A 26,462-nucleotide genomic window follows, 5' to 3' on the forward strand; every position below is an offset into this window, starting at 1 on the left:
TTCAACAGAAATGCTGCTATCCATTATGGATGGCAGCTTTCGTCGTTTTATAGGGGTTTCGATTTTGATTATTTTTCTCAATAAGAATTCGGAAGGAGCGAGTAGTAATGAACTCAGAAGTAAAAACGTTACACGCAAAAGAAACAATTTCTCATCCCTCTTTATGGGACACATTAAAAAAACATTATGAACTTGTATTTGCAGTAGCATCTGGTATTTTTATTTTATTTGGTTGGTTATTTACAAAGAACGATGCAATGAATGTAGGTATTACTTGCTATATCCTTGCTTATATAGTTGGTGGATATGCAAAAGCAAAAGAAGGAATTGAAGATACGATTGAAGAAAAAGAGCTAAATGTTGAAATGCTAATGCTCTTTGCAGCTATTGGTGCTGCAATTATTGGCTACTGGGCAGAAGGGGCTATTTTAATCTTCATCTTTGCACTCAGCGGTGCTATGGAATCTTATACGTTAAGTAAGAGCCAAAAAGAAATTTCCGCTCTTCTTGACTTACAGCCTGAAGAAGCATTACGTATTTCCACCGGAACTGAGGAACGTGTCCCTGTTGGAGAGTTACAAATTAACGACATTATTTTAATTAAACCCGGTGAACGTGTTCCTGCTGACGGTACGATTCATAACGGTGAAACAAATATCGATGAGGCAGCAATCACAGGAGAACCTATTCCAAATGAGAAAAGACATGGCGATGAAGTATTTGCCGGTACTGTAAATTTACGTGGTGCTATCGAAGTTAAAATTACGAAGCCGAGCGATCAAACATTATTCCAAAAGATTATCCGTCTCGTCCAAAGTGCACAAAGTGAAAAATCACCATCACAACTATTCATTGAAAAGTTTGAAGGAACATACGTAAAAGGTGTACTACTCGTTGTTGCGCTTATGATGTTCGTTCCTCATTTCTTACTTGACTGGAGCTGGAATGAAACGTTTTATCGCGCTATGATCTTACTTGTAGTCGCATCTCCTTGTGCGCTCGTAGCTGCCATTACACCAGCTACGTTATCAGCCATTTCTAACGGAGCGAGAAACGGTATTCTCTTTAAAGGCGGTATACATTTAGAACGCCTTGCTTCTGTGAAAGCAATCGCGTTTGATAAAACAGGAACATTAACAGAAGGTAAACCTACCGTAACAGATGTATATGTTCGAGAAAATATAACAGAAAAAGAAGTACTTTATATTACAGCATCAATTGAAAGTCACTCTACACATCCTTTAGCTGAATCCATTGTTAAATATGCACAACATGCGTACGACATTACTTTAAAAAAACCAGAAAAGGTTGAAGATGTAACTGGTTTTGGTCTAAAAGGAATATTGGAAAACAACGCTTATAAAATAGGTAAAGCTGATTTTATCGGTGAAGAAACAAAGACATTTCATAATGGTATTTCTGCCTCACTTGAAAAAGAAGGTAAAACTGTCGTTTATATTAGTGATGAGGGAGGCATTCTTGGACTTATCGCTTTAAAAGATACGCTTCGCCAAGAAACAATAGCTGCTATTCGTGATTTACAAAGCATTGGTGTCGAAGCAATTATGATTACTGGAGATAATGAAGAAACGGCAAAAGCAATTGCCTCTGAAAGTAATATAAAGGAATATTACGCATCATGCTTACCAGAAACAAAAGTTGAAACGATTAAAAAGTTAAAAGAAAAATACGGTACAGTAGCAATGGTTGGAGACGGTATAAATGATGCACCTGCCCTAGCTACTGCTAGCATTGGTGTCGCAATGGGAGAAGGAACAGATGTAGCTTTAGAAACTGCAGATGTTGTACTGATGAAGAACGAACTATCTCGCCTTTCCCAAGCAATTCGTTTATCAAAACGAATGAACCGTATTGTGAAGCAAAACGTAATCTTTTCGCTAGCCGTTATTGCCATGCTAATTTGTTCAAACTTCTTGCAATTTTTAGCTCTTCCATTCGGTGTTATTGGTCATGAAGGAAGTACGATTCTTGTCATTTTGAATGGCTTACGATTACTAAAAGGAAGCAAATAAAACGGGTCCCTCATAGAGGACCCGTTTTTTTTAGTGATAGCTATTATGACCGTTCGCACTGCTACTCGTTTTATGCTTTGGATGCGAACTGCTCTTTTGTTTATTATTACTTTTATTATTATGGTTCTTTTTATTATTACTCATGAAATATCCCCCCTGTTCCTTTTTATTATGGAACAAGAACTCATTATTCATTACGGGAATTATTGTCACCGGTTCTATAATGGTGGAGTAAACCATTAATTTCACCGCCAAGTAAAATTACCCATCCAGTTAAATAAAACCATAACATTAAAATAATGATACCACCGAGACCACCATATGTATTGGCGTAATTCGCAAACTTATCTACATAATAAGCAAATGAGTAAGACACCACAATCCATCCTACAGTAGCAAATAACGCCCCTGAAATAACTTCTCTTCTTTTTAACTTTCGATCTGGTGCAAATGTATATAAGAAACTAAACAAAGCAAATAGTACGAAGAAACTCGCTACTAATCGTGTAATGCTCCATACGAAAGAAAAACTATCTGATAAACCGAGTGCTTTAAACACTGCTGCTCCAATAACTTGTCCGAATACCGGAACAATTAACGCAAAGACAATCATAAAAATAATAGCTAATGTAAACACAATTGATAACGCTCTTGTTGTAATAAAAGAACGTGTTTCCTTTACGTCATAAGCGCGGTTAAAAGCATTCATAACCGCATTAACACCATTTGAGGCAAACCATAACATGGATAATAAACCAAATGATAATAAACCACCATTTTGCTGGTTTACAACTTTATCTACATTTACCTCAATTAAGTTCATTGCATCATCTGGTACATAAACCTCTAATAAACTAAGCACATCCTCTGTTTGAATGGGAATAAATCCAAGAAGCGTAATTAAGAAAACGAGCCCAGGAAAAATTGCAAGCAAGAAGAAATAAGCGAGCTGTGCTGCCAAGCCCGCTACATCATCGCGCATCGTCCGGTCATATAAATCTTTACCAAACGAATAAGTACGATTTCTTCTCACCTTTTCTAAAATTTTTCTCATATATGTTTAAACGCTTTTCTTCTCTTCTTTATCTTGCTTTAACTCAATGTACGCTTCAGTTTTTTTTTCCACTGCATTTGAGTCTTTTATAAATAATTCACGCGCTTCTTTCATACCACCATCTTCAGCAACTACTGGCTCTTCTTCTGCTTTCAGCTCATCTACCTTTGGAGATACAGCTTGAATTTCAATCGTTTCTGGCTTTTCTTCTGGCTCAACTTTTTTCTTACTAAAAATTTCTTTCGTTTCTTTTAACGTCTCTACAACAGATGGCGTTAATTTTTTAATTTCTGCTACTTTCGCTTTTACCACATTGAAATCTGCAAGTTCGCGTCCTTTATCTGTAACAGTTTGCACTTTTTCTTTGATCTTTGCATTTTCACCAATTTCAATCATCTTTGTTTTTGCTTTTTCTGCTGTATTTTTTACTTTTTCACGGTTTTCTTTCTTTAACATGGATACAGCTACACCTGCCGCTACACCAATCGCAATGTTTCGAGCAATATTATTTTTCTTTGCCATATTCCTTCACCCTTTCATTTCTTATGTTAGAAAGTATTTCTTTCTAAGCTTCCTCATATTCCTTGTTCATTTCGAATGAAAGCTAATAGCTTTGCACACCCTTCTGTTACAAGGTCATATACTTCTTGGAAATTCCCTGTATAGTAAGGGTCAGGAACGTCTGTCCAGCCACCGTCTGGAACAAAGTCGGACAGCCTACCAATATAGCCTCCAGTTTTACCTAAACTTTTTAAATCTGCTATATTCTTGTTGTCCATGGCAATAATATAATCAAACTTTGTTAAGTCTTCTTTTTCTACTTGCCTTGCTTTAATTCCTTCAAAAGTGACTGCATTTTCTTTTAAAATTTTTTGTGTTCCTTTATGTGGCGGATGACCAACATGCCAATCTCCAGTTCCTGCAGAATCAATGACAATTTTCTCTTCAAGTCCCTCTTTTACGACAAGATTTCGAAAAATCGCTTCTGCCATCGGAGAACGGCAAATGTTCCCAAGACAAACAAACAATACTTGAACCATGTTTTTGTTTCTTCCCTTCTTGGTGCATTTCTTCATATATACTTATAGTATAAACAACCAATTATGAAATATAAAGGAAATCCCTACTAATTTAATAGGATTGAAAAGATCCATTAACGAAAATGATAAAAAATGTTAAGATAGCCTTATGTTATTTTAAAGGGGGACACTTCGGTGGATTTATCCGTAAAGTCAGAAGAAAACGTTGAATACATGGTCGAAGCTATTAAAGAAAAATTACGTATGGTTAATGCTGGAGCGATGAGAGCTGCTAGTTTTAACGAAGAAATGTACGAAGATTTACGTGACATTTATGATCATGTTATGAAACGTGAAACATTCAGCATTAGTGAAATGCAAGCTATTACAGAAGAATTAGGTACATTAATTAAAAAGTAAAAAAGCCTCTCTTATTATGAGGCTCTTTTTTATTTCCAACAAATTCATGACAACTCTTCTCTTTCCCTCAACCAACTGTAAAATATTGTACAATAGAAGTTGAACCTCACCTTAGATTTTTTCTCCATACATACTACTCACAAATAATAGCAACACTACCATTGCTAACTGTTTTTACTGGAGGTGCTTACTTATGAGCAATTGGTACAGTAAGACGAAAGATCAAACATTGATTGACCTAGAAACAAACGAACAAAACGGTTTAACAGATGAGATTGTAAGTGAACGTTTAAAGCAATACGGTTCTAATGAATTAGCTACAAAACAAAAACGCACTTTATGGCAGCGTATTTTCGCCCAAATTAATGACGTCCTCGTATATGTCCTTATTATTGCTGCCCTTATTTCTGCCTTTGTAGGTGAATGGGCGGATGCCAGTATTATCGCGCTTGTTGTAGTTTTAAATGCTGTTATCGGTGTTGTCCAAGAATCGAAAGCAGAACAAGCTTTAGAGGCATTGAAAAAGATGGCAACACCTAAAGCTATCGTCAAGAGAAATGGTGAACTAAAAGAAATTCCATCTGAGCACGTCGTTCCAGGGGATATCGTTATGCTCGACGCCGGACGATATATCCCCTGCGATTTACGCCTTATCGAAACCGCAAATTTAAAAGTTGAAGAATCTGCTCTAACTGGTGAATCTGTCCCTGTTGATAAAGATGCAATCTACCACCCTTCCATGCAACGTGATGAGCAAGTACCACTCGGCGATCAAAAAAACATGGCCTTTATGTCTACTCTTGTAACATATGGAAGAGGCGTCGGTGTTGCTGTTGAAACTGGAATGAACTCACAAATTGGTAAGATTGCTACCCTTTTACATGAAGCAGACGATGATATGACACCACTTCAAAAAAGCTTAGCACAAGTCGGAAAATATTTAGGCTTTGTCGCTGTAGCTATTTGTATCGTTATGTTCCTCATCGGTTTTTTACAAGGCCGGGATACGTTAGAAATGTTTATGACTGCTATTAGTTTAGCCGTTGCAGCTATCCCAGAAGGCTTGCCAGCTATCGTTTCCATCGTTCTTGCAATTGGTGTGCAACGTATGATTAAACAAAACGTTATCATTCGCAAACTACCAGCTGTTGAAGCCCTCGGTTCTGTCACAATTATTTGTTCAGATAAAACAGGTACGTTAACGCAAAATAAAATGACCGTTACTCACTTTTATAGTGATAACACATACGATCGCTTAGAAAGTTTAAATGTAAATAATGATGCGCAACGTCTATTGTTAGAAAATATGGTGCTATGTAATGATGCATCTTACAATAACGAATCACAAACGGGAGACCCGACTGAAATTGCACTTCTCGTTGCTGGAACCACTTTTAACATGCAAAAAGATCATTTAGAAAAAATACATGAACGTGTTAACGAAGTACCTTTCGATTCAGATCGTAAAATGATGTCAACTGTACATACATACGATGAAAGCTACTATAGCATGACGAAAGGCGCTATTGATAAGCTCTTACCTCGATGTACCCATATTTTTAAAAACGGCAAAATCGAGATTTTAACTGATTCTGATAAAAATCAAATATTAGAAGCTGCCGGAGCAATGTCTCAAGAAGCTTTAAGAGTACTTTCATTCGCATTTAAACAATACGATTCAAACGATGTGGATATAAATCATCTTGAAAAAAATCTTATCTTTATTGGTCTTGTCGGTATGATTGATCCACCACGAACTGAAGTGAAAGATTCAATTAAAGAATGTAAAAAAGCCGGTATTCGCACAGTTATGATTACTGGTGACCATAAAGATACCGCCTTTGCAATTGCCAAAGAACTTGGCATTGCTAAAGAAATATCGGAAATTATGATTGGAACTGAATTAGATAACATTTCTGATACAGAACTAGCTAGCAAAATTAATCATTTAAATGTATTCGCTAGAGTCTCTCCAGAGCATAAAGTGAAAATTGTAAAGGCATTACGCGCGAAAGGAAATATCGTTTCTATGACTGGTGATGGTGTCAATGATGCACCATCTTTAAAGCAAGCTGATGTTGGCGTTGCGATGGGCATTACAGGAACAGACGTTGCAAAAGGGGCAGCAGACGTCGTGTTAACAGATGATAATTTCTCATCTATTGTGAAAGCCGTTGAAGAAGGTAGAAATATTTATCGTAACATAAAAAAATCAATTCTCTTCCTACTCTCTTGTAACTTCGGAGAAATTATCGCTTTATTTTTAGCGATTTTACTCGGCTGGGCAACACCACTACGACCTATTCATATTTTGTGGGTGAATTTAATTACAGATACACTGCCTGCATTATCACTTGGGGTTGATCCTGAAGATCCAGATGTGATGAAGGAAAAACCACGACATGCGAAAGAAAGCTTATTTAGTGGCAGCGTTCCTTTCCTGATTTTCAATGGAGTTATCATTGGACTTTTAACGCTAATAGCTTTTATCGCCGGAGCAAAATTCTATACTGGAGATACAAATTTATTTCCTCTTTTCCCAGAGCGAATTGATGACGATGCTCTATTACACGCTCAAACGATGGCATTTGTCGTTCTTAGTTTTTCTCAGCTCGTTCATTCATTTAACTTGCGTTCAAGAACGAAATCAATTTTTTCAATTGGGATCTTTACAAATAAATATTTAGTTTTCTCCCTTCTTATCGGTGTTCTTATGCAAGTTTGTATCATCTCCATCCCGCCCCTTGCAAATATATTCGGTGTACATGCATTAACGATGCGAGATTGGGGATTTGTTCTCTTATTAAGTATCATTCCACTTATTGTGAATGAGATTATTAAATTAGTGAAGAGAAACTAAAAGGCAATGAGGAATAGTCCTCATTGCCTTTTCATTTATCCTACTATTTTCCGTGCAGTAAAACTCCCACCTCAAAATTCAGTTTGAGCAAAGAAGTTAGGTGATGGATTAACTGCCCATAAATGTCCAATTGGTGAAGGCTAATAATCGGTGGTGATGAACAAAACCCCACTGATTATTAGCCTTCACTTTATCCTTGTAATTCTTTTTTGATATTCTCTGTTAATGTAGCCATACGCTTGCGGCTTTCTTCACGCTCACGTTTATTTTGTTCTTCAATTTGTTGTGTTTCTTGCATACCTCTTGAAATAATGTTCCAAGTTTCCTCAAGTGTTTCCATCTTAATACTAGAAGAACCTGATAATCTCGCTACTTCTACACTTTGCGTTGCGATATTTTGTGCATTTTTCTTAAGTAATTCATTTGTACGGCGATCCAGTTCAGCCATAGAATCTGCAACAAGCTTTTGGCGCTTGGCATTTACCGCTTGAATGATACCATTTTTAAAGATAGGAATCGTTGTAATAAATGCTGTATTGATTTTACCAATTAATTTATTATTACCACGTTGAATCATACGAATTTGTGGTGCTGTAAGTAACGCAACCATACGTGCTTTTTCTAAATCGTCAATACGCTGTTCTAAAATTTCAACAGAGTTTTTAAGCGACTCTAATTCAATACCTGCTAATTGATCATTATTACGTACACGCTCTTCATACATCGGAACTAACTCTGTATTTAAACGCTCTAATAACATTTCTCCTGCTACTACGTACTTCTCTAAGTCTAAATAATATTTTAAGTTTTGCTCATACAAGCCATCTAACGTACCAATTGATTTTTTCATCTCATCTTGGTACTTCGTAATTTCCACATAAACTTTATCAATTTCGCGGCCCATCGTTTGATATTTACTAAAGATTTGTTCTATCATTTTATCCGCTTTTTTGAACATACGTGAGAAGAAACCACTTTTTTCTTCCGCAAAGTCTTTACTATCAAATCGGTCCATAATTTTACCAAGCTGTTTTAATAATTCACCAGAATCTTCTATCTTTGATAATGACATTGTATGTAAAATTTGATCAGCAAAACGTGAAATTTCCATAGAAGGTTCTTTTCCAAGTTCAATTAATTCTAATTGATCTTTAATATCTACCGCATTATAAATACGTTGTACATCCGCATCTTGTCTAAGTTTTAAGCGAACATCTTGTGCTGTTTGTTCATTTAATTCTGTTTTCGGATCTAGTACGACTGGGTTATTCATATGGTATTCTCCCTTTCCTTATAAAAATGGACGAAATAGTCCTTTTATTGTTTGTGATAAATTTTTATAGGCTGATGAACCATGAAACTCAAGATCGAAATTAACCTCTTCAAGCCAATGTGAATCAAATGCCCCCGCTTCAATATACGGTTCAATATCGTTTCTTCCCGTTGGATTGAAATGGAATACATCTACTCCAATTTGATTCAAAAATAGTAATAAAACAGCGTCAGAACGAGTTAATTCTCCGCTCTTCTCATTATTAAATATAACAATTTTCGGTACATCTTGTGAATAATCAAATTTCTCAAGCTGTTCTAAAATATTCGGTGGTATTTGAGAAAGTTGTGCGAAAACATATAGCGCTACATCTTGTTTCGTCTCTTTCGCAATTGGTTTGCACATTTCACTTTCGCACGTATGGATAATCGCCTCTGCAATCCCATGCTGTAAACCTTCCGGTAAACGCTTATGCGGCCACCAATGGCTATTCATAATTAGATCAGGATGCAATTTTCCAGCTCGGTCCAATGCATCTCGATAATGATATTGGAAGTTTGCTTTTTGCTCTTTCGTAAACGGGAATGTATTAATTAATAAACTGTTATCAACTGATGTAACAGCCTTTAATCGTTGAAAATATTCTTTATCATTCTTTGAAACGCCTGATATTTTCGCAAATAAAGAAGGAATATAAATATGTTTATTTTCAACAAAGAATGTTGGGCGTACAAATGCCTTTTCTTTCGTAATTAAAAAGAGTTCATCATATGTCGTTTTTAACGTACGAGCTACAGGCGTATAGGAACGGAATTGCCACGGCTTGTACAGCAGTGAATTATCGTGGTGAAGTACTTGTTCAATTTCTTTCGAAGCTTGATACGCTACTGTTGCAACACGCTCACGGCGACGATCAGGGAATGGTTCAAGCGAAATGCGACTTGAATGAGATACAACAAAAGTTCTTCCCTCTTCATCAATATTTTCAAATCCATCTTTTCCTTCTGGGTGATAATAAAGCACATCACAACCGAGCATAATAAGAAAGTATAAGAAATATATACGGCTTTCCTGTGCATCACCGTACCAAATGATACGCGGCATTTGTTTCTTATAATTAATCGTAGAGAACCACTTCGCTACGTAATTTTCGCTTAGTTTAATTATGTCGATTAAGAAACGACGGAAGCCTTCTGTCTTTAACGACTGATTATGTTGCTTCTCATATAATTTCAATAGTGAAATAAACGTCGTATGTATGTAATGCTGTAAATCAGGATTGTCTACTTTCGGTAAAAGTTGTTTCCCAGATAAGTGTGCAACTAGCCTATTTACTGTCAGACCATTTGGTGCTTCTTGATGTAATCCGAACACTTCTTGAATATGACGAAGCTTTTCCGAATCAATCACTTTGTTTAAATTTTGTTCGTGTAAAACTTCGATTCCTTTCGCTTCACTATAATCAAACAGTTCATTAAAATATTCATCTACATCATTAGGAACACCAAGGATTCGACATGCTATATAACTAAATTTCATCTCATTCTCTGTCAGCTCATATTGTGGGCGTTTTTCTAAAAGCGTTTCAAATTGCTTTAAATCTGATTCATCTTTTAATGCATATGGTTGAAGTGTAAAACGTGAAAACACAACAGTTCACCTCCAAAAACATTTACGTTTTTTCTAAGTCCTTCTTCTATTATAAACTATTTTTGGTTATAAAAAATGGGCGCTCGCAAAACGAGCAAACCCATTTCAATTATTTATTGTCTTCTTTAGTAGCTGCAACTTCTTCTCTAGCTTGTCCAGAATTCTTCATGTAGTGAAGTATAAATGTTGCTCCAAATGCTACAACTAAAATAATAAAGAATAGTGTATGACTAATCTCAATCTCGATTAAAGACAGTAACATTTTTGCTGCAATAATTAAGATTAAAATGTATGCTGTCGTTTCAAGCTCTGGAATACGCTCTAACAATTTTAAGAATACACCAGCAATACCACGCATCATTAAAATACCTAGCATTCCGCCTAATAGTAAAATCCAAACTTCATTAGATACACCAAATGCAGCAAGTACGCTATCTACAGAGAATGCGATATCCATTAATTCAACCATCGCAACTGTTCCCCAGAAGACACCAAACATTCTAAAGAGAATACTATTTTGATTCATACCGTGAGCTTCGTCTTCTTCACTTGCACCTTTACGCTTATCAATAAAGTATTTTACTGATAACCAAGCAAGGTAAAGTGCACCAAGAAGTTTTACCCACCATAATTTAATTAAGAACATTCCGATTCCAATCGCAATAAAGCGGAACACATAAGCTCCAATAAGTCCATAGAATAATGCTTTTTTACGTTTTTCTTCCGGAAGATGTTTTACCATTACCGCTAACACAAGTGCGTTATCAGCAGATAATAATCCTTCAAGTACAACAAGTGTACCAATTAATCCCCAAGATACTGGATCCTGCAACACTTTAATCCACATGTCCAAGTCGAAAAACTGAGCATACGTATCAAGGATTCCTTGCAAAATACTCATCTTACCTTTATCCCCTATTCTTTGCTAGATTTATAGAAAGGTCAAAAAAAGGAAACGAATATCGTTTCCTTTCTATGCATCCAAGCCATACGCTCTTACAAGCGCACCTAAACCACCTTGGAATCCACTTCCTACTGCATTAAACTTCCACTGTCCATTATGACGGTATAATTCACAAAAGACAACTGCTGTTTCGATGGAGAAATCTTCCCCTAAATCAAAACGAAGAACTTCTTCACTCGTTTCTTCATTCGCTAAACGAACAAACGCATTTCCTACTTGCCCAAAGTTTTGACTACGGCCTTCTGCATCATAAATCGTAACTGTAATAGCAATTCTGTGCACATCTGCTGGAACTTTCTTCAAATCCACAACAAGTTGCTCATCGTCACCTTCACCTTCACCTGTACGGTTATCTCCTGTATGTAAAACAGATCCACAAGGAGACTGTAAATTATTATAGAAGATAAAATCAGTTTCCTTCGTACATTTTCCGTTTGCATCTAATAAAAAGGCAGATGCATCTAAATCGAAATCGGCTCCGCCGTCATAAGATTTAATATCCCATCCAAGACCAATTACTGCTTTTGTTAAACCAGGGCTTGTCTTACCTAAATCGATTTTCTGGCCTTTTTGTAATTGAATAACCATCTATATTCACCTCTATATTTTTATCTTTAAAAATATATCCATCAGTAAACATACATTTCACCGATGGATATATAAATCAAATCTATTACTCTACATCTAAACCAAAGTTATTACATAGAGACGCTAATCCACCTTGGAATCCACTTCCGATTGCATTGAATTTCCAATCACCTGCATGACGATATAATTCACCTACTACTACGGCTGTTTCAATAGAGAAATCTTCTCCTAAATCGTAACGAATTAATTCTGCATTCTTTTCTTCATCAAGAATACGTACGAAAGAATTAGAAACTTGTCCGAAGTTTTGGCTACGGCCTTCTCCATCATAAATTGTAATTGTGAAACAAATACGTTCGATGTGAGCAGGAACATTTTTCAAATCTACTTTAATCGCTTCGTCATCGCCTTCACCTTCACCAGTGCGGTTATCTCCTAAATGCTCTACAGCACCATTCGCACCTTTTGGATTATTATAGAAAACGAAATCTTCAGCTCCTGAAACTTTACCATTCGCACCTACTAAGAAAATACTAACATCTAAGTCGAAATCGTTTTGTCCGTCATAACGATTCGTGTCCCAACCAAGTCCTACAAGAACTTTCGAAAGACCTGGATTCGTTTTTGTTAAGTCTACCTTTTGTCCCTTTTTCAATGAAATTGATGCCATATACAATTCCTCCTCGGTTATTTTATTGATAACGTGATACAATCTCACTTAAGTTTTTATCTTGCGTGCCTTCTCCAACTGCTGAAAACTTCCATTCACTTCCGTGACGATACATTTCACCTGCAATTAGAGTTGTTTTGCCAGCATAATTATCCGATAAATTATAGCGTGCTAATTCTTCACCAGTTTGCGGGTTTTGAATACGAATATATGCATTACGAATCATCCCGAAATCTTGACGACGATTTACACAGTCATAAATATTTACAACGAATACTAAACGATTAATACGGCTTGGAACTTTATGTAATTCTACGAAAATTGTTTCGTCATCACCAGCGCCTTCACCTGTTAAATTATCTCCTGAATGAATAATACTACCACAAGTAGAAAGTTTATTTCCGAAGTAAACTAAATCATTTTTGTTTAAAAAACGATCTCCTTCTAACATAACAACAGATGCATCACAATCTACATTTGGTTTACTTCCAAATAATGAAGACAGAAATCCACCTGATTGCCCAATTGGATCCCAGCCTAAGCCAACCTGTAGTTTTGCTACTTTTGGTTGTCCTTTCGTTAAATCGATCTTTTGACCTTTTTCTAAAATAATAGGCATGAAGTTTCTCCCTTTCTACAAAGCATTTTCCGAATCGGAAAATATTGTATTCTTCTCTTATATTGTAGCATTATTTACCTAGCGATAAAAAGGATAAATTCTCAGTTATATGAAAACATTCATATAATTTACTTATGATGATGTAAGAAGTGGTAAATAGCACCAATCATTCCTGCACAATTACCGTTTTGCGCAAGTTCAATCTCATAATTATTATAAATCTCTTGATTTAAGTATTTACTGACCTCTTCTTTTACTTCTTTTAAAAACTCATTTCCTCTATCGGTAATTCCTCCACCAATAATAATCGTTTCTGGATTAAAAATATAAGCAAGATTACTAATTCCGATTGCCAAATGTTTAAAGAAAATCCCAACTGCTTGAGCAACTTCCCGATCTCCTTTATCATACAACTCGAAAATTCTTTTCCCATTCCACTTGCCTTTGCCTTTATATTTGCTTACAAGTCGAATTAATCCTGAAATCGAAGCAACCTCTTCAAACGTTTTTCCTTCTATTAACATATTCCCCCATTCACCAGCACTAAATGAATGTCCTCGGTACAATTTTCCATCTATAAAAATTGCTCCTCCAATCCCTGTTCCAAGGGTGAGCATAATAAAGTTATCTTTCTCTCTTCCACTACCATTCCACTTTTCTCCAAACGCTGCACAATTCACATCATTGTCAATCGATACTGGAACTTTTAATATCTCTTGCAATCTATCAATAATAGGAATAGTACTATATCCCGGAATATGATCCGCGCCTCCCGTCACAATTCCTTTATTAATATCAACAATTCCCGCAGTGCTAATACCGATTCCGGCAATAGTATGTTCATTCATTATTTTTTTGGATACATATATAAGTTTTTGAATAATTTGTTCTCCGCCTAAATGAATTTCTGTTGCAACTGTTTGACGCTTTAATACTCTCCCTATTTCTGAAACAATACCATACTTAATTTGCGTACCGCCAATATCAAACGCTATATACTCTTTCATCTGCTGCCACTTCCTCTACCGTTATGAATGTAAATTCTCCCCCTCTACTATTTGTAGGAAATCTACATTAACTCTTTTCTGCTTTGACAAATACACCACCTTTTTCTATATATAGTTTTTTTTGCATAAAACTCTTTTTCCTAAGAAATATTACAAAGGGATGTATTTTAGATGGAACATTAATCTCTTAGGAGGAAAACCATGACGAAAATCTTCATTTTAGCATCAACACTCTCTTTATCTTTTTTTAGCGGTTTAAATATCGGTAATGCTGCAACTGAAAACTTCCAACCATTAACAAACGCTATTGTACAAAATAGCGATCATTTTGCAGAAGGAAACTCAAAGGATAATAATATACCTCCAGGAAATAACGGTTCTCAGGACGATACTGGTTCTGGTGACAATGGTTCTGGTGACAATGGTTCTGGTGACAATGGTTCTGGCGGTAACGGTTCTGGTGGCAGTGGCTCTGGTGGCAATGGTTCCGGCGGTAACGGTTCTGGTGACAACGGTTCTGGTGGTAGTGGCTCTGACGGCAGCGGTTCCGGTGGCAATGGTTCTGGTGGCAACGGCTCTGGCGGCAGTGGCTCTGGTGACAATGGTTCTGGCGGCAATGGCTCTAGTGGCAATGGTTCTGGCGGTAACGGTTCTGGCGGCAATGGCTCTGGTGGCAATGGTTCTGGCGGTAACGGTTCTGGTGGTAACGGTTCTGGCGGCAATGGCTCTCAAGGCGGCAATCGTGTTAAAGGTGATAGCAGTTCTCAAGGGGGTAATGGCTCTCAAGGTGGCAATCGTGTTAAAGGCGATAGCAATTCTCAGGAGGGCAACGGTTCTCAAGGGGGTAATGTAAAAGATAATACGAAAAAACAAGGTGATAAATTACCTAATACTGCAACGCATTATCCTATATCTATTTTAATGGGGCTTTCAACATTCCTAATTGGTATGTTACTGTTTATTCGTCGTAAAAACGTAAAATAAGAACAACATCCTTCCATCTAAAAAGTACATGAAATACTGTATAAAACTAAAAAGGACTTTGGATTACATTTTATTATGCAGCCCAAAGTCCTTTTATCACCTATCAGAAAAAGTATTAATACGCTTTTCCCCAATACACCATTTGTTTAGCTTCTTTACCACAACAAATACATTCTTCAGCTAAATGCTCTTGCTCAAAAGGCATACAACGTGAAGATACGCCAACTTCTTCTTTTAGTTTTTCTTCACAAGCTAATTCCCCGCACCACATTGCCTTAATAAAGCCTTGCTTTTCGTCAGCTATTTTTTTCATCTCTTCGAAATTTGTCGCAACATACGTATTCTCATCGCGAAATGCTTTTGCTTTATTAAATAAAGCAATATGAATTTCTTCAAGTAATGCTGGAATACGTTCTTCTAATTGATCCATTGGTACAAACTCTTTTTCCTTCGTATCTCTTCTTACAAGTACAACTTGATTCTTTTCAATATCTTTAGGGCCAACTTCTAATCGAATTGGAATCCCCTTCATTTCATACTCATTAAATTTCCAGCCTGGTGTTTTATTACTAGCATCTATTTTTACTCGTGCAACCTTTTGAATATGTGCTTGTAACTCTGTTGCTTTTGCTAAAACTCCTTCTTTATGCTGAGCAATTGGTACAATAACAACTTGCACTGGAGCGACTTTTGGTGGCATTACAAGTCCATTATTATCACTATGAACCATTATTAGCCCGCCTATCATTCTTGTTGATACACCCCAAGATGTTTGGTGCACATATTGCCACTTACCGTTACGATCTAAAAACTTAATATCAAATGCTTCTGAGAAATTCGTCCCAAAGTTATGAGAGGTTCCTGTTTGAAGTGCTTTTCCATCATGCATTAAACTTTCAATTGTATAAGTTGCCTTTGCTCCAGCAAACTTCTCTTTTTCTGTTTTTTGTCCTTTAATAACTGGTATTGCTAAATAATCCTCACAGAAAGAAGCATATAAGTTTAAAATATTTAATGTTTCAGCCTGCGATTCTTCTGCCGCTTCATGGATTGTATGACCCTCTTGCCATAAAAATTCAGTCGTACGAAGGAACGGCCTAGTTGTCTTCTCCCAACGAACTACTGAACACCACTGATTATATAACTTTGGCAAATCATTATAGGATTGCACAATTTTTGAAAAGTGCTCACAGAATAAAGTTTCAGATGTAGGACGTACACAAAGTCTTTCCGCTAACTTTTCATCTCCACCATGCGTAACCCATGCTACTTCAGGAGCAAATCCTTCAACATGATCCTTCTCTTTTTGCAATAAACTCTCTGGGATAAACATTGGCATATATACATTTTCATGGCCAGTTTCTTTTAACTTCTCATCCATCACCTTCTGCATATTCTCCCATAAGGCATAACCATACGGACGTAAAATCATGCATCCTTTTACACTTGAATAATCAACAAGTTCGGCTTTTTTTACAATATCGGTATACCACTGCGCAAAGTCCTCTTCCATCTTCGTAATGGCTTGCACTTGTTCTTTTGCCATAGTCAGTCTTCCTCCTTCTAGAAAATACAAAAAAGCCCGCGTCCCTAAATAGGGACCGAGCTTTGTCGGCGTTACCACCCTGATTCATGCACAAAAATTGCGCATGCTCTCTTTTTGATAACGGGAAATTCCCGCTGCATATGCAGAACTCAAAGGCAGGTTCCATATTGCCTTTTTAAGAATCTTTCAGCCTGACGGATTCTCTCTCTGCTAAAAAGGTTGAACATGTACTAGTCCTTTTTCATCGTTATAACGAAATAAATTTGTTGATTATCATAATACAAATTCTTTTTTAAAACAATAGCTAATTTTCTTATTTTTATATATTCTTTTCATTTTTTGCAGTTTTATACGTAGCTTTTCCGCGTAATTTTCACAAGTTGATGTGCAATCATACCGATAAGTGTACCAAGTAGGACGAAGAAACCAATAAATCCATATCCCATTCCTTCCCACCCACCAATAACAATCATTGTAACGGGAAAGGACGCTAAGCAAAGAATTATTAAACTAAGTGCAAATATAATATCGAACTGTTTGTCTGGAAACCGTTTCTTTAGTAAATATGAAATAGCAAATACAAGGATAATCGTGATTCCGCCAATGATGTAAAAGATACCAAATCCATCTAACCAATCCATAGTGTTTCCTCCTTCCATAGATTCCCCTATACTTAATTATATGTTTAATTTTTCTGAAAATAAATAATAAATTTTCACATAAAAATATATTTTTATTACTAGGTATTAATAGTAATATATAAGAATAGGTTTTATATAATCAGGAGGGAACTTTATGGATAAAGCATTAACAAACCATGTCATTATTTTATCATTCGACTGTTTATCAGCTTTAGATTTTCCTATACTACAAAAACTACCTCATTTCCAATCTCTAATAAAAAAGGGCACGGTTATCGAAAAAGTAGAACCAATTTATCCTTCTGTAACATATCCAAGCCACTCAACAATCGTAACCGGTAATTACCCTAACAAGCACGGTGTTGTTAGCAATACGTTACTTCAACCAGGGCGTGAATCACCTGATTGGCATTGGTACCGAAAATCAATAAAAGGAACAACATTGTATGATGAAGCGCGCAAAGCAAATTTAACGACAGCTGCCCTTCTATGGCCTGTTACTGGAAGAGCGAACATCGATTACAATTTACCAGAAATTTTTCCAAATAGACCTTGGCAAAATCAAGTGTTAGTTTCCTTATTTAGCGGTAGCCCACTATACCAATTAGATTTAAATCGTCGTTTCGGCCATATAAGAAATGGTTTATCACAACCAGAGCTGGATGATTTCGTCCTCGCCTCTGCTGTGCATACAATCCAGACGAAAAAGCCTAATATCATGTTCGTACATTTCACCGATCTAGACACACAAAGACACTATCACGGCTTTGAATCTAACGAAACAATAGCTGCTATCCAGAGACACGACGAACGTCTAGGGAAAATTATTCAAGCACTAAAAGAAAGTGACTTATACGAAGAAAGTACAATTATTGCCCTTGGTGATCATAGCGCTTTAAGTGAAAACAAATCCATACAATTAAATGTGCTATTCCATCAAAGAGGACTTATATCTCTTAATAAAAAAAGAAAATTAGTAGACTGGAAAGCCTATTGCCAAAGTTGCGACGGCTCTGCCTATGTATATGTAAAGGACAAAAATGATACGGATACAATTCGGGAGGTACAACTACTCCTTGAAGAACTACTTCAAAATAAACAAAACGGAATTGAATTTATACTTCATGATGAAGCTGCGAAAGACTGCGGTGCAGACGGTAATTGTTTATTCATGTTAGAAGCACGAGAAGGGTATTATTTCACTGAAAACTATACAGGAGATTTTATAAAAGAAATTACCGAAAAAGATGTTACGCCCAGTAAAAAATATACATTTGGTACGCATGGATACTCTCCAACAAAACCTAACTATGAAACAATTTTTATAGCTGCTGGGAAAGGGATAAAAAGCGGCATTACCATACCGTATATGAGACTTATTGATGAGGGCCCAACTATCGCTAGACTACTCGGTTTACACTTAGGTGAAACAGACGGAGCAATTGTAGAGGATTTACTCCAATTGTAAAGAACAGTGTATATATGTAAAAGTTATGTAAAATTCATCACTGTTTCTCTTTTTATAATTTTTATTTTTGTACACTGTTAGTAAAACAAATTTAAGGGGGAACATTATATGAAAAAAATGTCCAGACAAGAAAAAAGCTGGATATTATACGATTGGGCGAACTCTGTATACTCGCTCGTCATTACAACTGCATTATTTCCAATTTACTTTAAAGCAGCTGCAAAAGAAGCTGGACTATCTGGGGCAACTTCAACAGCATATTGGGGATATGCAAACTCATTCGCAACACTTTTAATTTCTATACTTGCTCCTATTCTTGGCACAGTTGCTGATTATAAAGGATTTAAAAAACGTTTTTTCACATTCTTCTTTGGACTCGGTATCGTATTTACAAGTATGTTAGCAGTCGTTCCAACCTCTCAGTGGTACTTATTGCTAGGGTGCTATATGCTCGCCTTAATCGGCTTTGCTGGAGCAAACATTTTCTATGATGCATTTTTAGTAGACGTCACTTCTGAAGATAGAATGGACCGAATTTCTACAAGAGGATTTGCATTAGGTTATATCGGGAGTACAATTCCTTTTATCGGTTGTATCGCTCTTATTATTCTTTCCCAAAAAGGAACTATTCCCTTATCGGTCGGCATTGCTAGTCAAATTTCCTTTGCAATAACAGCTCTTTGGTGGGGATTATTTACAATTCCAATGCTAAAAAACGTAGAGCAAACACACTATATTGAGCGTCATCCAAGACCTATTAGAATGAGCTTCAAACGTCTTGCTGATACTTTTAAAAATATTAAAGAATATAAAACTGTATTTATGTTTCTAATCGCTTACTTTTTCTATATTGACGGAGTCGACACAATTATTACTATGTCTACCGCTTACGGAACCGATCTCGGTATTAGTGCAACGAATCTATTAATCATATTATTTGTAACACAAATTGTCGCTTGTCCATTTGCTTTACTATACGGAAAATTATCTGAAACATTTACTGGTAAAAAAATGTTATATGTCGGTATCATTATTTATATCATTATTTGCACATATGCTTATTTTTTAAAAACGACACTTGATTTTTGGATTTTAGCAATGTTAGTTGCTACATCTCAAGGTGGTATTCAAGCACTAAGTCGTTCATACTTTGCAAAACTAGTACCTAAAGAATCTGCTAATGAATTCTTCGGATTTTATAATATATTTGGCAAGTTTGCCGCAATTATGGGTCCGGTATTAGTCGGTGTTACAACCCAATTAACAGGAAAAACAAACGCTGGTGTTCTTAGTATTATTGTTCTGTTTATTATCGGAGGATTTTTACTAACTAGAGTTCCAGAAAATAATACATCCGTTACACCACCTAGTCCAAAGACTAAAACGCTATAAGAAAAGATCCTCTTCTCATAAGAAGAGGATCTTTTTTATTTTTAAAGGTGCGACTTATAATGAACGACTCTACTGCTTGTACAAAAATAATTTATCAACAGTTGTTCCTAATACTTCAGCTAAACGGAATGCTAACGCTAAACTTGGATCATATTTATTATTCTCAATTGCATTTATCGTTTGTCTAGAAACTTTACATTTATCAGCTAATGCGCCTTGTGAAATATTATTTTCAGTGCGTAATTCATAGATTTGATTTTTCACACCATTGCTCCTAACCTGTAAAATCGTTTTTACAACATCAGTATATAATTGGCTCATATAGTTGTCAAAAGTTCCTCAAAGAAAAAGGGAGCAATATTGCTCCCTTACAATAGTTATTTCGAAGCTAACGAATTTGTTAGTGCCTCTTTATTAGCAACATCTTCTTTTTTTATTTGCATACGTAGAACTGGCCCTATCGCTAATAAAATAAGTGCCATTGCTATACAAAACACAGTAACTAGTGAAGTTAGTTCCTTTAATCCTCCAGCTAGTGAAGTTCCAATTAGCATTGCCCCCATAAACAGTGGTAAAATCGTCCCATTTACTCTTCCAACCATATTTTCTGGTACAAGTTGAATCATGAGCGTACCGACAACAATATTAACACAAGCTAAACAAATACCTGTTCCAAACCTCATGAAACTAGTAATCCAAAATGATGTAGATAGCCCTTCTACTAAAAATGACATTGCTAATATGCCCATACCGAATACAAACATTTTTTTCGGATTCACTTTTGAAGCGAAAATTGCAGCAACAATACCACCAATTAACATACCTATTCCATCAGCTGCAGCTAAATATTGAACTGCTTCCTTTTCCATTCCAAGGCGTTCTATTACAAGAAACACCTCTAATGGAGTTGTTAATCCAACAGCTAAGCCTATAATGGTGAAAGTGATCGTAATCATACTTAAATTTTTCGTATGAAGAACATACTTCCAACCTTCTTTTATATCATTTTTTAATGAATCTCTCGCCACTTGCTCTTTTTCAACCCATTTTGGTAAAAATGAAAGGGCGATAGCAGATAACAAAAATAAAATGATTAAGCTATATAGTGACGTAAATAAACCAAGTTGTGTATACACAAGCGATCCTACCACTGGTCCAAAAATCAGAAATAATGACTGTAATGTTTGGTTAAATGCAATCGCATTTGCTACCTGTTCTTCTTTTACATAGCGCTTAAATATACGCGAAGATGAGGGCTGAGAAAACTGACCTACAATCGCGGAAATGAGTGTTGCAAAAAATATAGCCTGCCAATAATCCAGCTTTAACAACAGGACAATTCCTATAATAGACAGTACACTCAACACATCTCCAGCGACCATTGTTCTTTTCGGATTCCAGCGATCAGCTAGCGCACCACCGATAAACGAGAAAATAAAAATAGGTGCATATTCCATAACTGATAACAAAGAAACAGAAACCGGATCATTATTCGTTCGCTCCATTATAAAATACAAAAGAGCCATATTTCTGATCCAAATTGCAAATTGTTGTAAAATATCAGACGCCATAACGAGCATAAATGCTCGGTTTTTAAATAAAGCGTTCATTTTCATTCCCCTTTCACAAACCGACCGTTCAGTCTAATTTATTTTGTAAGAAAAGCAACTGACCTATTATTCAGCTGCCATTCCTTTTAACAATACATCTATTGCCTTTTTATAAATACGCTTCAACTCTTTATAATCTAGCTCGTAGTAAAGTACTCCAAGCCCTGATAATAATCCATTCACAATATACATAAGATCACGAGTATTATCTTCACGGAACTCTCCAGACTGTATACCTGCTTCAATTAATTTCTCAAACATAACATATGATTCTCTAGTTAAAGCTAATAGTTCCTCCAAAATCTCTTTACTTACAACTTGACTCATAGAGAATTCCTCTATGGCATTTGAAATTGGTTGCTGTATGTCCTCTACATGATATTCCGCGAGACCATATAGTTTTTCAGTACTAGTGCTATACAACTTCTCTTTTTCATTCCATTTTTCAAGCCAATCATACGTATGCTGTTTCACTACAAATAAAAATAATTCTTCTTTACTTTTAAAGTGATAATAAATACTTCCTTTACTTCGCTCTGTAATTTCACAAATCTCTTCCATAGATGTAGCTGCGTAGCCCTTCTGTGAAAATAGACTTTCTGCTTTGTATGCAATTTCTTTCTTTATCTCTTCTGCGCTTCTTCTCATATTCACACCTCTTTAAACCGACCGTTCAGTCTAATAATAACAAATCAAAAACCTCTATCGCAAGAGGCTATATTCCTTATTTAAGAAAACGTACTTTCAAACCAAGTTCGAATCATATGTATTGTTCCAAATTTAAATGCTAATTTAACAAGAAATACGCCTCCCGCAGCTAATAAAAATAACACTACTTTCCCCTTATTTTTCACTTTCGGTTCCCTTTTCATTTCCATTCCCCTTAGTATGTTAAAAATATTAATCAAACGTTTGTTTAACTGTGTTTATGTATATGTAAGCCGACTAATCAAACGTTTGTTTAAAAAGAAATACGCCTATATAAGGCGCATTTTCATCAATCCCCACCGCCACCGCAGCTTCCTCCGCTATCTCCCCCAAAAGAGCCTCCACAATCATGTGAACCGCCATCATGCGAGCTATCATTATCCGATCCAGCAAAGAAAAATAATGGTGATGAGCTGTTAGATGAATTATGTATGTTATTTTGTTTCGCCAAGTTCACCTTCTTTTTGTTCGATCGAACTGCTGTTACGATTATTCCAACTACAACAAATAATAGTATGACAATAATAAATCCCATATAAAAGCCTCCCCTATTCCTCGAATAATTGAATGATTCTCTCTAGATTTTCAAGTGAAATGAAGCGTGATTCACGAAGAATTTCTTTTCCATTATGAAATAATAAAATTGTTGGCCCTGTAAATACTCCATATCGCCCCGCAATCTCTTGCATGTCTTGTAGTAATATTTCTATTTTCTCTACGTAATCATAATTCTCTAATACGCAATTTACTTTTCTTAGCATAACATCACAAACACCACAATTTTCCGTTTTAATAAACAGAAGTACCAATTGTTGTTCTTCGATATAGGTCGCTAATTCTTCTATCGTTTTAAATGTAGTCATATTATCCCTCTTAGCGTAATTTACGAAATACTTTTTCTTGATACATACGAAAAGCTGAACTATCTTTAATCTTTCTCTTTTCCATTACCTGCTGAAAACGAAGCGTTTTTACTGTTAACTCTTCTCTTAATTTCTTTCTCTCTTCTTCATCATAACAGCAAGCAATTAGATCCTCTATTTTTAATATATCTTTTTGTAGTTCCATTTCTGGTGGAATCCTTCCCGCATTTTTTAAAATTTTATAACTCATTCTAAGTTCTGGAGGTACCATTGAAAAATCTTCTAATTGTAGTGGTTTTCCTTTTCCCGGAAGATAATCAAGATCACCGTTCCGTATTGCTTTTCGAATTTTTTCTTCAGCAATGTTCAAAAACACATCCACACTATTCCCTCCTTTACATATTTTTACTATTATTTTACATGATATTTCCTTATCTTTCTACGTCTTTAATAATTGGCTCCATACAATTTTTTCTCAAATTTATTTATAATGAGCTATTTCCTCCCATACCGATCTTTCGTTTTCATATATAGTTTGTATTCAAGCCTTTTTGTATTGAGAAAGTCTTTTACAACTGAATAAAGCGTTTACACTAAATCTTACATTTGTTACGATTTAATCACCCCCAGCTCCCTTGTATAGACTTCGTGATGTCTGATCATTTTATCTAGACGTTTCATACGTCTAGATTCATTTTGATTTATTGGCGTATGCCTTTAAATATATCTTTTATTTTGAAAGGAGAAATGGCTATGAGGTCTCAAAAATTCACACTGCTATTACTATCTCTACTACTTTTCTTACCTCTTTTTCTCACAAATTTTATTACTCCAAATCTCGCATTAGCAGATTCACCAAAGCAAAATCAAAAAATTGTTGGGTACTTTCCTTCGTGGGGCGTTTACGGACGTAATTATCAAGTTGCTGACATTGATGCATCAAAACTTACTCACCTTAACTATGCTTTCGCGGATATTTGTTGGAATGGAAAACATGGAAACCCTTCTACTCATCCTGATAATCCAAATAAACAAACGTGGAACTGTAAAGAATCTGGTGTACCATTGCAAAATAAAGAGGTTCCTAATGGTACTCTCGTACTCGGGGAACCATGGGCTGATGTTACCAAATCGTATCCTGGCTCAGGTACAACTTGGGAAGATTGCGATAAATATGCCCGTTGCGGAAATTTCGGAGAACTAAAACGATTAAAAGCTAAATATCCTCACTTAAAAACAATTATTTCCGTTGGTGGCTGGACTTGGTCTAACCGCTTTTCTGATATGGCCGCTGATGAAAAAACAAGAAAAGTATTTGCTGAATCTACAGTAGCTTTTCTTCGCGCATATGGGTTTGATGGCATAGATTTAGACTGGGAATATCCGGGCGTTGAAACGATTCCTGGTGGTAGTTATCGTCCTGAAGATAAACAAAATTTCACTCTCCTTCTTCAAGACGTCCGAAATGCTTTGAATAAAGCAGGTACTGAAGATGGCAAACAATATTTACTAACAATCGCTTCAGGCGCAAGCCAACGCTACGCTGATCATACAGAGCTAAAGAAAATTTCTCAAATACTCGATTGGATTAATATTATGACATATGATTTCCACGGCGGATGGGAAGCTACTTCTAATCATAATGCAGCTCTATATAAGGATCCAAATGACCCAGCAGCAAATACGAATTTTTACGTAGATGGTGCTATAAATGTTTATACAAATGAAGGTGTTCCAGTCGATAAACTAGTATTAGGCGTACCCTTTTACGGACGTGGCTGGAAAAGTTGTGGCAAAGAAAATAACGGACAATATCAACCTTGCAAACCAGGTAGTGATGGGAAACTTGCTTCTAAAGGTACTTGGGATGATTATTCTACCGGTGACACAGGTGTGTATGATTACGGTGATTTAGCAGCCAATTACGTTAATAAAAATGGTTTTGTACGCTACTGGAATGACACAGCTAAAGTACCTTATTTATATAATGCAACTACAGGCACATTTATTAGCTACGATGACAATGAATCTATGAAATACAAAACAGACTATATAAAGACGAAAGGTTTAAGTGGAGCAATGTTTTGGGAACTAAGCGGAGATTGCCGTACAAGTCCAAAATATAGTTGCAGTGGTCCAAAATTACTTGATACGCTAGTAAAAGAATTACTTGGTGGACCTATTAGTCAAAAAGATACTGAGCCACCAACGAATGTTAAAAACGTTGTAGTTACGAATAAAAATTCAAACTCAGTTCAATTAAACTGGACTGCATCTACTGATAACGTAGGAGTTATGGAATATGAAATTACTGCTGGAGAAGAGAAATGGAGTACAACAACAAATAGCATTACAATTAAAAACTTAAAACCTAATACGGAATACACATTTTCAATAATTGCCAAAGATGCTGCTGGAAATAAATCACAACCTACCGCTCTTACTGTCAAAACGGATGAAGCTAATACGACACCTCCTGATGGAAATGGTACTGCTACATTTTCAGTCACTTCGAATTGGGGCAGCGGTTATAACTTCTCGATTATAATCAAAAATAATGGAACGACTCCTATTAAAAATTGGAAATTAGAATTTGATTATAGCGGTAATTTAACACAAGTTTGGGATTCTAAAATTAGTAGTAAAACAAATAATCATTATGTAATTACGAACGCAGGATGGAATGGTGAAATTCCTCCTGGTGGATCTATTACAATTGGCGGTGCAGGAACAGGTAATCCTGCCGAACTTTTAAATACCGTCATTAGCGAAAACTAGACGTAATATCCATTAATTAATTCACTAAAGTTTGAATTTAGGTTTGAGCAATACCTCCTAAATTCAAACTTTTAATTTTACGAAAAATCAAAAATATCATAATAACCTATTATAATTATATTTAATTTCTAATATGAAGTTTATATGAAGTTCATTTGAATTTTACATGAATTTCCTTTAATTTCTATTGTCTTCCTATAATATCCATATTATCCTTTACATAAAGGAATTATTTTCATTCCATTTTGAACTATCTATATATATAAAGAAAGATAGTCACCTGTTAGGGAAAGGCTTTCGTATTATAAATATAAC

At 35.8% G+C, this 26,462-nt stretch carries 26 protein-coding genes and 1 other annotated feature; of the genes, 7 read left to right on the plus strand and 19 right to left on the minus strand.

What is annotated here, in order from left to right; translation table 11 throughout:
• Positions 1-107: 107 nt before the first annotated feature.
• Positions 108-2,033, plus strand: coding sequence for a heavy metal translocating P-type ATPase (locus MR112_RS24955; protein ID WP_242245552.1), 1,926 nt, complete (start codon positions 108-110; stop codon positions 2,031-2,033).
• A gap of 187 nt (positions 2,034-2,220) precedes the next feature.
• Here MR112_RS24955 and MR112_RS24960 read toward each other — a convergent pair whose 3' ends face one another.
• Genes MR112_RS24960 through MR112_RS24970 form a run of 3 tightly spaced genes read right to left on the minus strand, consistent with a single transcriptional unit; the run spans position 2,221 to position 4,127 of the window.
• On the minus strand, positions 2,221-3,087 hold the full coding sequence (locus MR112_RS24960) for a YihY/virulence factor BrkB family protein (protein WP_001226536.1): 867 nt from the start codon (positions 3,085-3,087) through the stop codon (positions 2,221-2,223).
• A 6-nt stretch (positions 3,088-3,093) separates the two neighbouring features.
• Positions 3,094-3,609: a DUF4075 domain-containing protein gene (locus MR112_RS24965; protein WP_001085387.1), complete on the minus strand. Its 516-nt coding sequence runs from the start codon at positions 3,607-3,609 to the stop codon at positions 3,094-3,096.
• A 53-nt stretch (positions 3,610-3,662) separates the two neighbouring features.
• Positions 3,663-4,127 (minus strand): low molecular weight protein-tyrosine-phosphatase, encoded by a 465-nt coding sequence (locus MR112_RS24970; protein ID WP_000250916.1) that lies wholly within the window; start codon positions 4,125-4,127, stop codon positions 3,663-3,665.
• A 174-nt stretch (positions 4,128-4,301) separates the two neighbouring features.
• On the opposite strand from MR112_RS24970, the gene MR112_RS24975 reads away from it, so the two are divergent.
• Complete coding sequence (locus MR112_RS24975; protein WP_000366196.1) at positions 4,302-4,526, plus strand: DUF1128 domain-containing protein; 225 nt, start codon at positions 4,302-4,304, stop codon at positions 4,524-4,526.
• A gap of 193 nt (positions 4,527-4,719) precedes the next feature.
• Positions 4,720-7,386 (plus strand): cation-translocating P-type ATPase, encoded by a 2,667-nt coding sequence (locus tag MR112_RS24980; RefSeq protein WP_242245561.1) that lies wholly within the window; start codon positions 4,720-4,722, stop codon positions 7,384-7,386.
• Between the two features lie 190 nt (positions 7,387-7,576).
• On the opposite strand, the gene MR112_RS24985 is transcribed toward MR112_RS24980, so the two are convergent.
• From MR112_RS24985 to MR112_RS25015, 7 genes are all read right to left on the minus strand, one after another.
• Positions 7,577-8,659, minus strand: coding sequence for a toxic anion resistance protein (locus MR112_RS24985; RefSeq protein ID WP_048538472.1), 1,083 nt, complete (start codon positions 8,657-8,659; stop codon positions 7,577-7,579).
• Between the two features lie 18 nt (positions 8,660-8,677).
• Positions 8,678-10,309 (minus strand): YceG family protein, encoded by a 1,632-nt coding sequence (locus MR112_RS24990; protein WP_242245563.1) that lies wholly within the window; start codon positions 10,307-10,309, stop codon positions 8,678-8,680.
• Positions 10,310-10,418: 109 nt separating this feature from the next.
• Entirely contained in the window at positions 10,419-11,210 is a 792-nt protein-coding gene (locus tag MR112_RS24995; protein ID WP_000025704.1) for a TerC family protein, read from the minus strand.
• Positions 11,211-11,282: 72 nt separating this feature from the next.
• Positions 11,283-11,861, minus strand: coding sequence for a TerD family protein (locus MR112_RS25000; RefSeq protein WP_000236643.1), 579 nt, complete (start codon positions 11,859-11,861; stop codon positions 11,283-11,285).
• Between the two features lie 85 nt (positions 11,862-11,946).
• Positions 11,947-12,531 (minus strand): TerD family protein, encoded by a 585-nt coding sequence (locus MR112_RS25005; RefSeq protein ID WP_000146726.1) that lies wholly within the window; start codon positions 12,529-12,531, stop codon positions 11,947-11,949.
• A gap of 22 nt (positions 12,532-12,553) precedes the next feature.
• Positions 12,554-13,150: a TerD family protein gene (locus MR112_RS25010; protein WP_001121586.1), complete on the minus strand. Its 597-nt coding sequence runs from the start codon at positions 13,148-13,150 to the stop codon at positions 12,554-12,556.
• Between the two features lie 128 nt (positions 13,151-13,278).
• On the minus strand, positions 13,279-14,157 hold the full coding sequence (locus MR112_RS25015; RefSeq protein WP_000666118.1) for an ROK family protein: 879 nt from the start codon (positions 14,155-14,157) through the stop codon (positions 13,279-13,281).
• 201 nt (positions 14,158-14,358) lie between these two features.
• On the opposite strand from MR112_RS25015, the gene MR112_RS25020 reads away from it, so the two are divergent.
• On the plus strand, positions 14,359-15,141 hold the full coding sequence (locus MR112_RS25020; protein WP_242245566.1) for an LPXTG cell wall anchor domain-containing protein: 783 nt from the start codon (positions 14,359-14,361) through the stop codon (positions 15,139-15,141).
• A 115-nt stretch (positions 15,142-15,256) separates the two neighbouring features.
• On the opposite strand, the gene proS is transcribed toward MR112_RS25020, so the two are convergent.
• Both proS and MR112_RS25030 read right to left on the minus strand, forming a co-directional pair.
• A complete protein-coding gene (gene proS / locus MR112_RS25025; protein WP_242245568.1) occupies positions 15,257-16,687 on the minus strand; it encodes a proline--tRNA ligase in 1,431 nt (476 codons plus the stop codon).
• A 47-nt stretch (positions 16,688-16,734) separates the two neighbouring features.
• Positions 16,735-16,941 (minus strand) — a binding site (T-box leader).
• A gap of 93 nt (positions 16,942-17,034) precedes the next feature.
• Positions 17,035-17,328 (minus strand): YesK-like family protein, encoded by a 294-nt coding sequence (locus tag MR112_RS25030; RefSeq protein WP_242245570.1) that lies wholly within the window; start codon positions 17,326-17,328, stop codon positions 17,035-17,037.
• Between the two features lie 154 nt (positions 17,329-17,482).
• On the opposite strand from MR112_RS25030, the gene MR112_RS25035 reads away from it, so the two are divergent.
• Together MR112_RS25035 and MR112_RS25040 are read left to right on the plus strand one after the other, a co-directional pair.
• Positions 17,483-18,796 (plus strand): alkaline phosphatase family protein, encoded by a 1,314-nt coding sequence (locus MR112_RS25035; protein ID WP_242245573.1) that lies wholly within the window; start codon positions 17,483-17,485, stop codon positions 18,794-18,796.
• Positions 18,797-18,904: 108 nt separating this feature from the next.
• Positions 18,905-20,188, plus strand: coding sequence for an MFS transporter (locus tag MR112_RS25040; protein WP_000738812.1), 1,284 nt, complete (start codon positions 18,905-18,907; stop codon positions 20,186-20,188).
• A 69-nt stretch (positions 20,189-20,257) separates the two neighbouring features.
• Here the strand turns inward: MR112_RS25040 and MR112_RS25045 are convergent, their stop codons facing one another.
• The 7 genes from MR112_RS25045 to MR112_RS25075 form a co-directional block, all read right to left on the minus strand.
• Entirely contained in the window at positions 20,258-20,509 is a 252-nt protein-coding gene (locus MR112_RS25045) for a helix-turn-helix transcriptional regulator (RefSeq protein ID WP_002023181.1), read from the minus strand.
• 56 nt (positions 20,510-20,565) lie between these two features.
• Positions 20,566-21,798 (minus strand): MFS transporter, encoded by a 1,233-nt coding sequence (locus MR112_RS25050; RefSeq protein WP_000992556.1) that lies wholly within the window; start codon positions 21,796-21,798, stop codon positions 20,566-20,568.
• A gap of 66 nt (positions 21,799-21,864) precedes the next feature.
• Positions 21,865-22,446, minus strand: coding sequence for a TetR/AcrR family transcriptional regulator (locus MR112_RS25055; protein ID WP_001254439.1), 582 nt, complete (start codon positions 22,444-22,446; stop codon positions 21,865-21,867).
• A gap of 80 nt (positions 22,447-22,526) precedes the next feature.
• Entirely contained in the window at positions 22,527-22,670 is a 144-nt protein-coding gene (locus MR112_RS25060; RefSeq protein WP_000817981.1) for a hypothetical protein, read from the minus strand.
• 125 nt (positions 22,671-22,795) lie between these two features.
• Positions 22,796-23,041: a hypothetical protein gene (locus MR112_RS25065; protein WP_000505774.1), complete on the minus strand. Its 246-nt coding sequence runs from the start codon at positions 23,039-23,041 to the stop codon at positions 22,796-22,798.
• Between the two features lie 13 nt (positions 23,042-23,054).
• Positions 23,055-23,369: a thioredoxin family protein gene (locus MR112_RS25070; RefSeq protein WP_000206515.1), complete on the minus strand. Its 315-nt coding sequence runs from the start codon at positions 23,367-23,369 to the stop codon at positions 23,055-23,057.
• 10 nt (positions 23,370-23,379) lie between these two features.
• A complete protein-coding gene (locus MR112_RS25075; protein ID WP_242245575.1) occupies positions 23,380-23,751 on the minus strand; it encodes a DnaJ family domain-containing protein in 372 nt (123 codons plus the stop codon).
• 371 nt (positions 23,752-24,122) lie between these two features.
• Here MR112_RS25075 and MR112_RS25080 point away from each other — a divergent pair, with 371 nt between their 5' ends.
• Entirely contained in the window at positions 24,123-26,147 is a 2,025-nt protein-coding gene (locus MR112_RS25080) for a glycosyl hydrolase family 18 protein (protein ID WP_242245584.1), read from the plus strand.
• Positions 26,148-26,462: the final 315 nt, after the last annotated feature.

Source organism: Bacillus cereus group sp. BfR-BA-01330, assembly GCF_022663885.1.
In the GTDB taxonomy this organism is placed as follows: Bacteria; Bacillota; Bacilli; order Bacillales; family Bacillaceae_G; genus Bacillus_A; species Bacillus_A cereus.

Coding starts and splice junctions, on each gene's coding strand:
- MR112_RS24995 (WP_000025704.1), bottom strand. CDS start 11,210: ATGAGTATTTTGCAAGGAATCCTTGATACGTATGCTCAGTTTTTCGAC.
- MR112_RS25030 (WP_242245570.1), bottom strand. CDS start 17,328: ATGGATTGGTTAGATGGATTTGGTATCTTTTACATCATTGGCGGAATC.
- MR112_RS25065 (WP_000505774.1), bottom strand. CDS start 23,041: ATGGGATTTATTATTGTCATACTATTATTTGTTGTAGTTGGAATAATC.
- MR112_RS25000 (WP_000236643.1), bottom strand. CDS start 11,861: ATGGTTATTCAATTACAAAAAGGCCAGAAAATCGATTTAGGTAAGACA.
- MR112_RS25070 (WP_000206515.1), bottom strand. CDS start 23,369: ATGACTACATTTAAAACGATAGAAGAATTAGCGACCTATATCGAAGAA.
- MR112_RS25050 (WP_000992556.1), bottom strand. CDS start 21,798: ATGAACGCTTTATTTAAAAACCGAGCATTTATGCTCGTTATGGCGTCT.
- MR112_RS24965 (WP_001085387.1), bottom strand. CDS start 3,609: ATGGCAAAGAAAAATAATATTGCTCGAAACATTGCGATTGGTGTAGCG.
- MR112_RS25015 (WP_000666118.1), bottom strand. CDS start 14,157: ATGAAAGAGTATATAGCGTTTGATATTGGCGGTACGCAAATTAAGTAT.
- MR112_RS25040 (WP_000738812.1), top strand. CDS start 18,905: ATGAAAAAAATGTCCAGACAAGAAAAAAGCTGGATATTATACGATTGG.
- MR112_RS25080 (WP_242245584.1), top strand. CDS start 24,123: ATGAGGTCTCAAAAATTCACACTGCTATTACTATCTCTACTACTTTTC.
- MR112_RS24985 (WP_048538472.1), bottom strand. CDS start 8,659: ATGAATAACCCAGTCGTACTAGATCCGAAAACAGAATTAAATGAACAA.
- MR112_RS24960 (WP_001226536.1), bottom strand. CDS start 3,087: ATGAGAAAAATTTTAGAAAAGGTGAGAAGAAATCGTACTTATTCGTTT.
- MR112_RS24955 (WP_242245552.1), top strand. CDS start 108: ATGAACTCAGAAGTAAAAACGTTACACGCAAAAGAAACAATTTCTCAT.
- MR112_RS25035 (WP_242245573.1), top strand. CDS start 17,483: ATGGATAAAGCATTAACAAACCATGTCATTATTTTATCATTCGACTGT.
- MR112_RS25020 (WP_242245566.1), top strand. CDS start 14,359: ATGACGAAAATCTTCATTTTAGCATCAACACTCTCTTTATCTTTTTTT.
- MR112_RS25045 (WP_002023181.1), bottom strand. CDS start 20,509: ATGAGCCAATTATATACTGATGTTGTAAAAACGATTTTACAGGTTAGG.
- MR112_RS25010 (WP_001121586.1), bottom strand. CDS start 13,150: ATGCCTATTATTTTAGAAAAAGGTCAAAAGATCGATTTAACGAAAGGA.
- MR112_RS25055 (WP_001254439.1), bottom strand. CDS start 22,446: ATGAGAAGAAGCGCAGAAGAGATAAAGAAAGAAATTGCATACAAAGCA.
- proS (WP_242245568.1), bottom strand. CDS start 16,687: ATGGCAAAAGAACAAGTGCAAGCCATTACGAAGATGGAAGAGGACTTT.
- MR112_RS24980 (WP_242245561.1), top strand. CDS start 4,720: ATGAGCAATTGGTACAGTAAGACGAAAGATCAAACATTGATTGACCTA.
- MR112_RS24970 (WP_000250916.1), bottom strand. CDS start 4,127: ATGGTTCAAGTATTGTTTGTTTGTCTTGGGAACATTTGCCGTTCTCCG.
- MR112_RS25060 (WP_000817981.1), bottom strand. CDS start 22,670: ATGAAAAGGGAACCGAAAGTGAAAAATAAGGGGAAAGTAGTGTTATTT.
- MR112_RS25005 (WP_000146726.1), bottom strand. CDS start 12,531: ATGGCATCAATTTCATTGAAAAAGGGACAAAAGGTAGACTTAACAAAA.